The following is an 11,945-nucleotide window of genomic DNA, read 5'->3' on the forward strand; positions in this document are numbered from 1 at the left end:
TCGAGCACATTGAATGGCTTCTCCCTCCGCCCTCAACACCCTGATCGACCTGGCGCACAAGGAAACCGACGAGGCCGCCAAGCAGCTGGGCCTCGCCCTGCGCGTCGGCGACGAAGCGGTGCAGAAACTCGATCTGCTGTTGCAGTACCGCAACGACTATGCGGAACGCTGCCAGAGCAATCTGACCAGCGGGATCAGTACGACGCATTTCAACAACTTCCAGATGTTCATGCACAAGCTCGACCACGCCATCTCGGGCCAGCAGAAGGTCGTCAACGACACCCAACTGCGGATTGCCCAGGCGCGGGCCGCCTGGCAGGCCTGCGAGCAGAAGAAAATGTCCTTCGTCACGCTGGCCGAACGCGCGAACAAGGAACAGTCCCGCCGCGAACTGTGGCGCGACCAGAAGCAGAACGACGAGCATGCCGCCCGGCGCTCGCAACACAAAAGAACTCCTTCCTGAGACAGGACCGACGCCATGAATGCGACCCCCATGAATCCCACGTCCGGCAATGCCGTTCAGTCCGCGCCGCAGGCCGGAAAATCGGCAGACGCCAGTACGCCGGACGTTCCGTTCAGCCAGGTGCTGTCCAGCGAGATCGCCCAGACCCGCAAAAGCGAGGCGCCTCAGGACAGCGGCAATGCCGATGCAAAGCCGGATCCGGCCGCTTCCCGCCCTGCCGGGTCAGCCGAAGGCAAGACCGATTCCAAGCAGCCGATCCAGGCGGGCGAGAAAACCGAGCGCGACCATGACAAGAAAGGTGAGACGGACACGGCAGAGACAGCCACAGTCGCACCGGAAACCCTGCTCGGTCTGCCGATCGGCCCGGATGCATTCAAGCCGACGGTGGGCCCCGTCGGGACGAAAGCCGCAGAAGGTGTCGTTTCGGAAACGGCACCCGACCGCGGTGCGACTGCCGGCCCTGCCCTGGGTGCACCGGGCGTATCCGCCCAGGATGCCCGCAAGGGCCGCGCCATTCCACTCACGCAGACCATGCAACAAGCCGCGCAGCACGATGCCCGCCAAGCCGGTAGCGAACACGGCACGCAGAAACTCGACCCGCGCCTTGCCAGACAGGAAGACATGCACGCAGCCGGGGCAGCCCGGACCGCCGCGCCGGCCGATGCCGCCGCCGCGTTCCAGGGACAACTGGCGGCCGCCCGACACGCCGACGCCGTGAAGACCGACGTTCCATCGGATCTCGTCGGCAATCCTGCACTGCGGACGACCCCGCACGCATCGATCGACACCCAGTTCGCGCCGGCCAACGCGTCGTCCTCCCGCTTGGCACCCTCCGTCGGTACGGCGGCCTGGGGCCAGGCGCTGGGCGAGAAGCTGGTGTGGATGGCCGCGGGCACCCAGCAAACCGCCTCGCTCACGCTCAACCCGCCCAATCTCGGACCGCTGCAGATTGTGGTGCATGTCACCAACGACCAGGCCACGGCCAGCTTCTTCTCGGCCCAGCCCGAAGTGCGCCAGGCACTGGAAGCGGCCTTCCCGCGGCTGCGCGAAATGATGAACGACGCCGGCATTCAGCTCGGACAGGCAACGGTCAGCGCGGATACACCGCAGCAAAACAGCACGCCCGACCGCCAGGCGCAACGCATCACGCTTCCGTTTTCCGGCGCCGACCATGCCGCATCGGCCGGCTTGCAGGCTGTTCAGACGCCGATCCGTCAATCCGGACGCGGCCTGGTCGACACCTTCGCCTAACCGGGCAGGCGTGACTTCACACGATATGCGTCCCTTTTCCCCCTCTTTTTACCGAATCGAAGACGCATGTTCCTTTTCATAATGACAAACATCTGCCCCCCATTGCACATGTAGAGGAAAGCAACAATGGCCGCACCTGCCGTACCTGTCGAATCATCCGAAGCCGAGGAAACCGTCCCGGCCAGGAAATCGAAAAAAAAGCTGTTCATCATCGCAGGCGCCCTCGTGGTCCTGCTGGGAGGCGGCGGCGCAGGTGCGTGGTTCTTCATGCATGGTGCGCATGACACCAAGGAAAAGGCTGCCGAGCCGGCCAAACCCCCGGTGTATCTGCCGCTCGAAACCTTCACCGTCAATCTGCAGGGGGGCGAGCAGTATCTGCAAACTGATATCACGCTGCAGGTGGCCGATCCGGCCCAGGTCGAGTCCATCAAGGTGCACATGCCGCGCGTGCGCAGCCGTCTGCTGACCCTGCTCTCCAGCAAGCAGGCTGACGAGCTGATCACGCCGGACGACAAGAAAAAGCTGGCGCAGGAAATCCTGGCGCAGATCAAGCTGCCGTTCGATCCCAACGGCAAACCGCAACAGGTGGACGATGTCCTGTTCACCACGTTCGTGATCCAGTAAGTAGAGCCCATCCATGGCCGACAACTTTCTTTCGCAAGACGAAGTCGATGCGCTGCTGAAAGGCGTGACCGGCGAAGTCGACGAGGCGCCGGCTGAATCGGACGATCATTCAGGCGCACGTCCCTACAACCTCGCCACGCAGGAACGCATCGTGCGCGGCCGGATGCCGACGCTCGAGATCATCAACGAACGCTTTGCGCGCCAGTTGCGGATCGGCCTCTACAATTTCCTGCGGCGCGGCGTGGAAATCTCGGTCGGCCCGGTGCGGGTGTCCAAGTACAGCGAGTTCATCCGCAACCTGGTCGTGCCCACCAACCTTAATCTGGTGCAGTTCAAGCCGCTACGCGGTACGGCTCTGATGATCTTCAACCCCGATCTGGTTTTCCTCATGGTCGACAACCTGTTCGGCGGCGACGGGCGTTTCCATACCCGCGTCGAAGGGCGCGACTTCACCCAGACCGAACACCGCATCATCCAGCGCATCCTGAACATCGTGTTCGAGGCCTACTCGAAATCGTGGGAGCCGATCTACCCCATCGATTTCGAGTTCATCCGCTCGGAAATGAACACCCAGTTCGCCAACATCGCCACGCCCAACGAAGTCGTGGTGGCGGTCACTTTCGCCATCGAACTCGGGCAGATCAGCGGCGAAATGCACATGTGCATGCCGTATTCGATGATCGAACCGATCAAGGACCTGCTCACCAGCAGTCTGCAGGCTGAAAACCTGGAGGTCGACAAACGCTGGATCCGCCTCATGCGGCAACAGATCCAGATGGCGGAAGTCGAGATCGTCGCCGATCTGGGAACGGCTGCCATCAGCCTGCGCGACATCGTCGACATGAAAGTCGGCGACATCATCCCGCTCAATATCCCCGAAACGATCGAGGCCAAGGTGGACGGCGTCCCGGTCATGGAATGCGCATACGGAAAGTTCAACGGCCAATACACCCTGCGGGTCGAGAAACTGCTGTCGACCAGCACGAGCGATCCGCAAACAGGAGACCAACATGTCTGAAGACATCACCCAAACCATCGCCGAAGACGACTGGGCGGCCGCCATGGCCGAACAGGCCGCCCCTGCGGTCGTCCAACCGAGTCCCGAAATCTTTCCGGAACTGTCAGGCAACACCGCTGCGGGCGGATTGGCCAAGGACATCGACTTCATCCTGGACATCCCGGTCCTGCTGACCGTGGAACTGGGGCGGACCAAGATCGCGATCAAGAACCTGCTCCAGCTGGCGCAGGGATCGGTGGTCGAACTCGACGGACTGGCGGGCGAACCGATGGACGTGCTCGTCAACGGCTGTCTGATCGCGCAGGGCGAAGTGGTGGTGGTGAACGACAAATTCGGCGTGCGCCTCACCGACATCATCACACCGGCCGAACGAATCCGGAAACTCAACAAATGAAGCGTTTCGTCGCAAGCATCGTGTCGAGCCTGCCGGTCCTGGCGCAAGCTGCCGATGCCGTCTCGCCGACTCCGGCGGTCTCGGCCGCCGGCAGCCTGCTCCAGGTATTCATCGGCCTCGTCGCCGTACTGCTCCTGATTGCCGCCACGGCCTGGGTCGCCAAGCGCTTCGGCGTCACCCGCGGCGGCGCATCCAATGTGCTGCAGGTGATCAGCAGCGCCTCGGTCGGCGCACGGGAGCGGGTCGTGGTGGTCGAGGTGGGCGAGTCGTGGCTGGTGGTCGGTGTGGCGCCAGGCAGCGTCAATGCCCTGATGACACTGCCCCGCGGCGAAATCCCGTCCACGCCCGTCCCCTCCCTCAACACCAGTTTTGCGGCAGGCCTGCAACATCTGATCGAGAAACGCCGTGGAAAATAAGCTGCATCGCCGCATGATGCGTGCTCTGCTCATGCTGTCCGCCCTGCTGCTGCCCTCGCTGGCCCTGGCGCAAAGCGCGGGACTGCCCGCCTTCACCAGCACTCCCAGCGGCGGCGGCCAGACCTACACACTGAGCCTGCAGACCCTGCTGCTGCTCACCTCGCTATCCTTCCTGCCGGCCGCGTTGCTGATGATGACCAGCTTCACCCGCATCATCATCGTGCTGTCGCTGCTACGCCATGCACTGGGCACCCAGTCGTCGCCACCGAACCAGGTGATGATCGGTCTGGCGCTGTTTCTGACCCTGTTCGTGATGGGGCCGACCCTCGACAAGATTTACACCGAAGCCTATCAGCCGCTTTCCGAGAACCGTATCCAGATGGGCGAGGCACTCGACAAGGGCGCCGTGCCGCTGCGCGCGTTCATGATGAAGCAGACGCGCGAAACCGACCTCGCCCTGTTCGTGAAGATGTCCGGCTCGGCAGCACCGAAAACCGCGGCCGACGTACCGATGCGCGTGCTGATTCCGGCCTACATCACCAGCGAACTCAAGACGGCTTTCCAGATCGGCTTTGCCGTGTTCATCCCTTTCCTGATCATCGACATGGTCGTCGCCAGCATCCTGATGGCGATGGGGATGATGATGGTGTCGCCTTCCATCGTTTCGCTGCCCTTCAAAATCATCCTGTTCGTCCTGGTGGACGGCTGGAATCTGTTGCTGGGTTCGCTGGCGCAAAGCTTCTATTGACCCGATCCCGACGAGACACGCCATGACACCCGAAAGCGTAATGACCCTGGGCCGCACCGCGCTGGAAATGACCATCCTGGTGGCGTCCCCTGTCCTCCTGGTCACCCTGGTGGTCGGCCTGATCGTCAGCATCTTCCAGGCCGCCACCCAGATCAACGATGCCAGCCTCTCGTTCATTCCCAAGGTCATCGCCGTACTCGCCACGTTCGCCATTGCCGGGCCGTGGATGCTGACGGTCATGACCGACTACATGCGACGGATATTGACCGATCTTCCCAACCTCATCGGCTGACCTCCCGCAGACACCCATGCTCAGCCTCACCGACGCCCAGCTCAATGCCTGGCTGATCAGTTTCATCTGGCCCCTCACCCGTATCCTGGGCCTGATCATGGTGGCGCCGGTATTCGGTCACAGTTCCGTGCCACGGCGCGTCAAGATAGGCCTGGGCGTGTTCATCGCTCTGATCATCGCGCCCACGCTGCCGCCCATGCCCGATGTCGGACTGGGCTCCTGGTATGGTCTGTTCATCCTGATCCAGCAACTGCTCATCGGCATGGCGATGGGCTTCATCATGCGCGTCGTGTTCGCCGCAGTGGAGGCGGCGGGCGAAATCGTCGGCCTGCAAATGGGTTTGGGGTTTGCGTCTTTTTTCGATCCGCAAAGCGCCGGCCAGACTCTCGTGATTTCCCAGTTCTTCAATCTCCTGGCCGCGCTGCTGTTCCTCGCGGTCAATGCGCACCTGCTGCTGCTGGGCATTCTCGTCGAGAGTTTCAAGAGCCTGCCCATCAGCCCGCAGCCGCTTTCCGCGGCAGGCTTCTACAGCGTCGCCACCTATGGCTCCGTCGTGTTTTCCATCGGCCTGCAACTGGCGCTGCCGCTGATCGCTATCCTGTTGATGACCAACCTGGCTCTCGGCATCCTCACGCGCTCGGCCCCCCAGCTCAATATCTTTGCGATCGGTTTTCCCATCACCCTGGGGGTGGGCCTGATTGCGCTGGACATCACCCTGCCCTACTTCACGCCCCAGTTCGAGCATATGTTCAGGAACGGTTTCGCAGCCACGACGGCGGTCATCCGGGCGCTGCACCCCTAGCAGGGCTACGCGAAATGAAAGCGCCGGGCTGCGGGGAATCCCTGCAGCCCGGCGCTTGAACCCGGAAAGCCCGATCAGGCTTTAGAAACCGAGACTGTCGAGCAGATCGTCGACCTGGCTCTGGTCGGCCACCACATCGCTCTTGTTCGTGGGATCGATCTGCGGGCCGTTGAGCAGGCCGCTGCTGGATTCCCGTTTCACCTCAGCCGGCGCATAGTCGATCAGCAGTTGCACCAACTGCCGCTCCAGGTTGTGCGCAAGGTCGGTCACCTTGCGGATCACCTGCCCGGTCAGATCCTGGAAATCCTGCGCCATCATGATGTCCAGCAACTGCTGCTTGGTGGCACTGGTGTCGTTGCGCATGTCCGCCAGGCATTGCATGGTCATGGTCGCCATGTCGCGGTAATTGGCTTCCGAGAACGGCGCCTTGAAGGCGGCCTGCCAGCCGTTCAGGATTTCGTCGGCACCGGCATCGATGCGTTCCTGCATGGGAATGGCCGCATCCGTGGCATTGAGCACGCGCTGCGCCGCCTGTTCGGTCATCCGTGCCACGTAGTTGAGGCGTTCCCGCACATCGGGAATGTCCGTCGTCGCCTTTTCCAGCACCTTGTCCAGGCCGAGCTCGCGCAGACTGTCATGCAGTGTGCGGGTAATCTGGCCAACCCGCGCCAGCATCTCCTCCGACTCGCAGCCCTCGGGACTCACGGCGTGCGACACGGTCACGGCTACAGCGGAGCCGACGAATTGCGTTTCCACGTCAGGCTCCCGCTTTGTCGAGTTTTTCGAATATCTTCGAGAGTTTCTCGTCGAGTGTGGCTGCAGTGAAAGGTTTGACGACGTAGCCGCTGGCGCCGGCCTGAGCCGCAGCGATGATGTTTTCCTTCTTGGCTTCGGCCGTCACCATCAGGACCGGCAGCTTGGACAGGGCGGCATCGGCACGGATGGTTTGCAGCATGGTCAGACCATCCATGTTCGGCATGTTCCAGTCGGACACGACGAAATCGAAATTCCCGGCGCGCAGCTTGGCCAGGCCGTCGGCGCCGTCTTCCGCTTCTTCAACGTTGGAGTATCCCAGTTCCTTGAGCAGATTGCGCACGATGCGGCGCATCGTGGAAAAGTCGTCGACAACCAGGAATTTCGTGTTCGGATCGGCCATGCAATACTCCATTGGTGCAGTTCATTGTTACTGGATTAATCGGCATTGCGGCGTCAAACTTAAGCGTGAAATCTGTCTGCGCAACGGGTACGAACGGACGTTTACACACGCATTGCTCGGTTGCCATGCGCCGCAAAAAACTCCATCACGCGGCCCGGCAATTCGTGCAGCGGGGCCACGTCGTGCGTAGCGCCGCTGGCGATGGCTTCCTTGGGCATGCCGAACACTACGCACGATGCCTCGTCCTGCGCCAGGTTGTAGGCGCCGGCCTTCTTCATTTCCAGCATCCCCGCCGCGCCGTCCTTGCCCATCCCGGTAAGGATGACGCCGACCGCATTCTTGCCCGCACTGACGGCCGCCGAATGGAACAGGACATCGACGGAGGGACGATGGCGGTTGACCGGCGGTCCCTGGTCGAGCCTGGTCATATAGTTGGCGCCACTGCGCACCAGCATCAGATGGGAATGTCCCGGCGCGAGGTAGGCATGGCCGGGCAGCACCCGCTCTCCGCCCTCGGCTTCCTTGACGGAAATCTTGCACAGCTTGTCGAGCCGGTTGGCGAACGAGCGTGTAAAACCTTCCGGCATGTGCTGGGTGATCAGGACGCCCGGGCAATCGGAGGGCAGCTGGATCAGGAAATCCTTGATGGCTTCAGTCCCGCCGGTGGAGGCGCCGATGATGATCAGTTTCTCGCTGCTGGTCAGCGGGTTGCGCAACGGCGCCAGCGGCCCCACTGCATGCGCCGGGGCGGCACCCGGCGTGCGTTGCTTGATCCGCGCCCGCGACGTGATGCGGATCTTCTCCGCGATCAGGTCGGTGTATTCCAGCATGCCGCTCTGGATCGAAATCTTGGGCTTGGTGACGAAATCCACCGCCCCCAGCTCCAGGGCTCGCATGGTGATCTCGGAACCGCGCTCGGTCAGCGTCGACACCATGAGCACGGGCATCGGGCGCAAGCGCATCAGTTTCTCGAGGAACTCCAGGCCGTCCATCTTCGGCATTTCGACATCCAGCGTCAGGACGTCCGGATTGGTCTGCTTGATCAGATCGCGCGCCGCCAGCGGATCGGGGGCCACGCCCACGACCTCCATGTCCGGCTGGCTGTTGATGATCTCCTTCATCACGCCGCGGATCAGCGCCGAGTCATCCACGATCAGAACCTTGATTTTCGTCATGCTAAATTCCAGGTCTCATCCCTGCCGGCGCTCAGAACAAATCGATGTCGCCAACCACTTCATTGGTCTTAAGCCGGCTCGCGTAATCCTGCTCGCGTTTCACCAGCGTGTAATTGTTGAGTTGCTTGAGCTTTTTCACGAGGACCTTGCCGGTCTGCGGAAAGAAATACACCTTGCGCGGGTGTACGTCGTTCAGGTCCTCCGCCACCACGCGGATGTTCTCCGCCTTCAGGAAATCGCGTACGAACTGGGCATTGCGTTCGCCCACGTTCATGCTGGTGAAGCCGCGCAGGACATTGCCGCCGCCGAACACCTTGGCCTCGAGATTGTCGCGACGGGCGCCCGCCTTGAGCAGCTGGTTGATCAGCACCTCCATGGCATACGCCCCGTAGCGCATCGATGCCGACATCGGATTGCCGGCTTCCCCGCCCCCATCGGGCAGCATGAAATGATTCATGCCGCCGATTCCCGACACCTTGTCCCGGATACACGCCGCCACGCAGGAACCGAGCACGGTAACGATCAGCATGGGACGATTGGTGAAGTAATACTCGCCAGGCAATATCTTGGCGGCCTCGCAGTCGAAGGTCCGGTCGTAATACAGATTGGTCGCAAGCTGCTCTTCGATGGCAGGATTCATGCGTGTTTCCTTGCACCGGGATGACGGGAATTCAGTTCATACACCGTCTTGCCGCGTAGCTTGAAGGCGTCCGACGCATACATGAAGTTTTCGGAATGCCCCGCAAACAGCAGCCCTTCCGGCTTCATCAGCGGAACGAAGCGTTCCAGAATCCGGCTCTGCGTCGGCTTGTCGAAGTAGATCATCACATTGCGGCAGAAAATCACGTCGAACGGCCCGCTGACCGGCCAGCTGCTGGCCAGCAGATTGAGGGGTTTGAACGTGATCAGCTGGCGAAGTTCGGGGCGCACCCGCACCAGGCCGGAACGCTCTCCCTTGCCGCGCTGGAAAAAACGCCTGACCCGATCCTGCGCCATCTTGTCGATGCGATCGATCGGATACACGCCGCTCGCCGCCGTCTCAAGCACATTGGTGTCGATGTCGGTGGCTACGATGCTGACCGGGGGCGTGAGCGTCCCGAATGCCTCGCATACCGTCATGGCGATCGAATACGGCTCCTCGCCGGTCGAACTGGCCGAGCACCAGATCGAAAGCGGCGCCTTCATGCCGAGCATGTGCTCGGCGAGTATCGGAAAGTGATGCGCCTCGCGGAAGAACGAGGTCAGGTTGGTCGTCAGCGCGTTGGTGAACGCCTCCCATTCGTCGCTGTCGCGTCCGTTTTCGAGTTCGTCGAGGTATTCCTCGAAGGAATTCAGGCCCTTTGCCCGGAGGCGACGCGCCAGGCGGCTATAGACCATCTCCTGCTTGCTGTCGGTCAGCGCAATCCCGGCCTGCCGGTAGATCAATGACCGTATCCGGGCGAAATCACGCGGGGTGAACGCAAACACCTTGGCGTTGTCAGGCGTGTTCTTCAATACAGGCTTCATGTCGAAATGTGCGTCCAATCTATGTTGCGTTCCAGGCTGAACCCACGAATCAAACCAAGCCCGATTTCTCTGTACTGGACCATTCCGTCACACGCCACGCCTGCCGGATTCACCCGGCGGGAACATCCAACACTCTATCCGTCTACGCTGCCAGGCTTTCCGCCACGGCGGGCTGGGAGCGGGATTGCCTCATGGCTGCCGTGGTTTGATGGCCGCCATTCGACATGTGTCCCGTCCGGACCAGCTTGAAAGTCTTGACCAGTTCAGCCAGCTTGCCCGCCTGGTCCTGCAAACTCTCGGCCGCAGCCGCAGCCTCTTCAACCAGCGCAGCGTTCTGCTGCGTCATCTCGTCCATCTGGCCGACGGCCTGGTTGACCTGTTCGATCCCGGCGCTCTGTTCCTGGCTCGCCGCCGCAATCTCGCTCATGATGTCAGTGACCCGCTTGACCGAGGTGACGATCTCGTCCATGGTCTTGCCAGCCTCGTCCACCAGCTTGCCGCCGGCGTCAACCTTGCCAACCGAATCCTCGATCAGGGATTTGATCTCCTTGGCAGCGCCCGCCGACCGCTGGGCAAGGTTCCTCACTTCGGAGGCGACGACGGCAAACCCACGTCCCTGTTCGCCCGCTCGCGCCGCTTCGACGGCAGCGTTCAAGGCCAGGATGTTGGTCTGGAAGGCAATGCCGTCGATGACGCCAATGATGTCGGCAATCTTCCGCGAGCTGTCCTTGATCGAACCCATGGTATGGATGACCTTGCCGACGACTTCCCCGCCGTTGACCGCAATCTCCGCCGTCGAAGAAACCAGCTTGCTCGCATGATGCGCGCTCTCGGCGTTCTGCTTGACGGTGCTGGTCAGCTCTTCCATCGAGGAGGCCGTCTCTTCCAGGCTCGAGGCCTGCGATTCGGTCCGTGCAGACAAATCTGCGTTGCCGGATGCAATTTCGCTTGCGCCCGAATTCACCAGATCGGTGCTTTCCCTGATCTGCCCGACCAGCCACTTGATGTTGATCTGCAGGATACGCAGCGACTGCATCAGCCTGGCCAGCTCGACGATTCCCTTGGCCTCGATCTGTCCGGTCAGATCGCTCGAGCTGATCCGGTCGATTTCCTCCCGAACGTGCTCAAGCGGCACCACCACGCTGCGATAGGACAGCACCCCGAACACCACGGCCAGCGGCACGCCCAATATCGAGATCGCCATCAGCCAGTTCAGGTAGGCCGTACCGTCGCCGGTCGTCGCCAGCCAGGCCAGAATGCCGATTCCGGCAAACAGGGCACCGACCGACCCGGCGGCGATGGCCAGCATGGTCTTCAGCGACAGGTTCTTCAACAGGCGGCAGCGCTGGGCGAAGGAGCGCTTGACTGCCTCGCCCTCGTGGATTTCGAGCGTCGAATCGCCGGCCTTGATCGCACGGTAGGCGCGGTCCGCTGCCTGCACCTGGTCGCGACTGGGTTTGCCGCGAACGGAGGTATAGCCGACAACCGTGCCGTTCTCGACGATCGGCGCCACGTTGGCTTCTACCCAATAATGATCGCCATTCTTGCAGCGGTTCTTCACCAGCCCGGTCCAGGCCTTGCCGCCCCGTAGCGTGCGCCACAAATCGGCGAACGCCTCGACCGGCATGTCGGGATGGCGCACGATGTTATGCGACGCTCCGATCAGTTCGTCCTCGCTGAAGCCGCTGATGTTGACGAAATCCCGATTGACAAAGGTGATTCTGCCGTGGATATCCGTCTTCGAAGTCGGCGTCTCATGGTCCTTCAGGACGTATTCAGTATTGGTGACAGGCAGGTTGGATCGCATTGCTTTTTCCTTTTTTAGGTTTGGTAGCGGCGCTTCACTCTCCTGTGCCACCGCTCAGAATTCTTCCCATTCGTTGTTACCGCCGCCGGCTGCAAGTTTCTTCGGACGCGCCAGCGGCACCACCTTGGACGGCATGCGCTTCTGGGCAGCCGGCAGCCGGGCCACGTTGCCATTCGATATCGGCAATTCGGCAGGCCGACTGTAGGCCTGCGCAGCGGATTCCAGCTTGAACACGCTCACCGCCTCGGCCAGCTTGCCCGCCTGGTCCTGCAAACTCTCGGCCGCAGCCGCAG

At 61.8% G+C, this 11,945-nt stretch carries 15 protein-coding genes and 1 pseudogene; 9 read left to right on the forward strand and 7 right to left on the reverse strand.

The genetic code is table 11. The features are described from left to right. Positions 1–13 precede the first annotated feature (13 nt). From fliJ to fliR, 9 genes are all read left to right on the forward strand, one after another. Entirely contained in the window at positions 14–463 is a 450-nt protein-coding gene (gene fliJ, locus B058_RS0116035; RefSeq protein WP_018509517.1) for a flagellar export protein FliJ, read from the forward strand. 15 nt (positions 464–478) lie between these two features. Further along, positions 479–1,714: a flagellar hook-length control protein FliK gene (locus B058_RS17350; protein ID WP_081616825.1), complete on the forward strand. Its 1,236-nt coding sequence runs from the start codon at positions 479–481 to the stop codon at positions 1,712–1,714. A gap of 126 nt (positions 1,715–1,840) precedes the next feature. Then, a complete protein-coding gene (gene fliL, locus B058_RS0116045) occupies positions 1,841–2,338 on the forward strand; it encodes a flagellar basal body-associated protein FliL (RefSeq protein ID WP_018509519.1) in 498 nt (165 codons plus the stop codon). 13 nt (positions 2,339–2,351) lie between these two features. Beyond that, positions 2,352–3,356: a flagellar motor switch protein FliM gene (fliM, locus tag B058_RS0116050; RefSeq protein ID WP_018509520.1), complete on the forward strand. Its 1,005-nt coding sequence runs from the start codon at positions 2,352–2,354 to the stop codon at positions 3,354–3,356. Beyond that, positions 3,349–3,750 (forward strand): flagellar motor switch protein FliN, encoded by a 402-nt coding sequence (fliN, locus tag B058_RS0116055; RefSeq protein WP_018509521.1) that lies wholly within the window; start codon positions 3,349–3,351, stop codon positions 3,748–3,750. The genes fliM and fliN overlap by 8 nt, the downstream gene beginning before the upstream one ends. Then, positions 3,747–4,166: a flagellar biosynthetic protein FliO gene (fliO, locus tag B058_RS0116060; protein ID WP_018509522.1), complete on the forward strand. Its 420-nt coding sequence runs from the start codon at positions 3,747–3,749 to the stop codon at positions 4,164–4,166. Before fliN ends, fliO begins: the two co-directional genes overlap by 4 nt. Before the next feature lie 13 nt (positions 4,167–4,179). Then, complete coding sequence (gene fliP / locus B058_RS0116065; protein WP_051082157.1) at positions 4,180–4,914, forward strand: flagellar type III secretion system pore protein FliP; 735 nt, start codon at positions 4,180–4,182, stop codon at positions 4,912–4,914. A gap of 22 nt (positions 4,915–4,936) precedes the next feature. After that, a complete protein-coding gene (gene fliQ, locus B058_RS0116070; protein ID WP_026240993.1) occupies positions 4,937–5,206 on the forward strand; it encodes a flagellar biosynthesis protein FliQ in 270 nt (89 codons plus the stop codon). A 16-nt stretch (positions 5,207–5,222) separates the two neighbouring features. Then, entirely contained in the window at positions 5,223–6,008 is a 786-nt protein-coding gene (fliR, locus tag B058_RS0116075; RefSeq protein ID WP_018509525.1) for a flagellar biosynthetic protein FliR, read from the forward strand. Positions 6,009–6,089: 81 nt separating this feature from the next. Here the strand turns inward: fliR and cheZ are convergent, their stop codons facing one another. The 7 genes and pseudogenes from cheZ to B058_RS18210 all read right to left on the reverse strand — a co-directional run. Beyond that, positions 6,090–6,764, reverse strand: a complete 675-nt coding sequence (cheZ, locus tag B058_RS0116080; protein ID WP_018509526.1) for a protein phosphatase CheZ — start codon at positions 6,762–6,764, stop codon at positions 6,090–6,092. Between the two features lies 1 nt (position 6,765). After that, positions 6,766–7,164 carry a chemotaxis response regulator CheY gene (gene cheY / locus B058_RS0116085; RefSeq protein ID WP_018509527.1) on the reverse strand — a complete coding sequence of 133 codons (399 nt, stop codon included), beginning with the start codon at positions 7,162–7,164 and terminating at the stop codon, positions 6,766–6,768. Between the two features lie 101 nt (positions 7,165–7,265). Next, complete coding sequence (locus tag B058_RS0116090; RefSeq protein ID WP_018509528.1) at positions 7,266–8,339, reverse strand: protein-glutamate methylesterase/protein-glutamine glutaminase; 1,074 nt, start codon at positions 8,337–8,339, stop codon at positions 7,266–7,268. A 31-nt stretch (positions 8,340–8,370) separates the two neighbouring features. After that, the gene (gene cheD / locus B058_RS0116095; protein WP_018509529.1) at positions 8,371–8,979 is read right to left on the reverse strand and encodes a chemoreceptor glutamine deamidase CheD; all 609 of its coding nucleotides are present in this window, start codon (positions 8,977–8,979) and stop codon (positions 8,371–8,373) included. Further along, on the reverse strand, positions 8,976–9,845 hold the full coding sequence (locus tag B058_RS0116100; protein ID WP_026240995.1) for a CheR family methyltransferase: 870 nt from the start codon (positions 9,843–9,845) through the stop codon (positions 8,976–8,978). The genes cheD and B058_RS0116100 overlap by 4 nt, the downstream gene beginning before the upstream one ends. Before the next feature lie 142 nt (positions 9,846–9,987). Then, the gene (locus B058_RS0116105) at positions 9,988–11,652 is read right to left on the reverse strand and encodes a methyl-accepting chemotaxis protein (RefSeq protein ID WP_018509531.1); all 1,665 of its coding nucleotides are present in this window, start codon (positions 11,650–11,652) and stop codon (positions 9,988–9,990) included. A 54-nt stretch (positions 11,653–11,706) separates the two neighbouring features. Then, positions 11,707–11,945 (reverse strand): annotated as a pseudogene (locus B058_RS18210) (methyl-accepting chemotaxis protein); the annotation flags it as partial.

It is taken from the genome of Thiobacillus thioparus DSM 505 (assembly GCF_000373385.1).
GTDB lineage: Bacteria > Pseudomonadota > Gammaproteobacteria > Burkholderiales > Thiobacillaceae > Thiobacillus > Thiobacillus thioparus.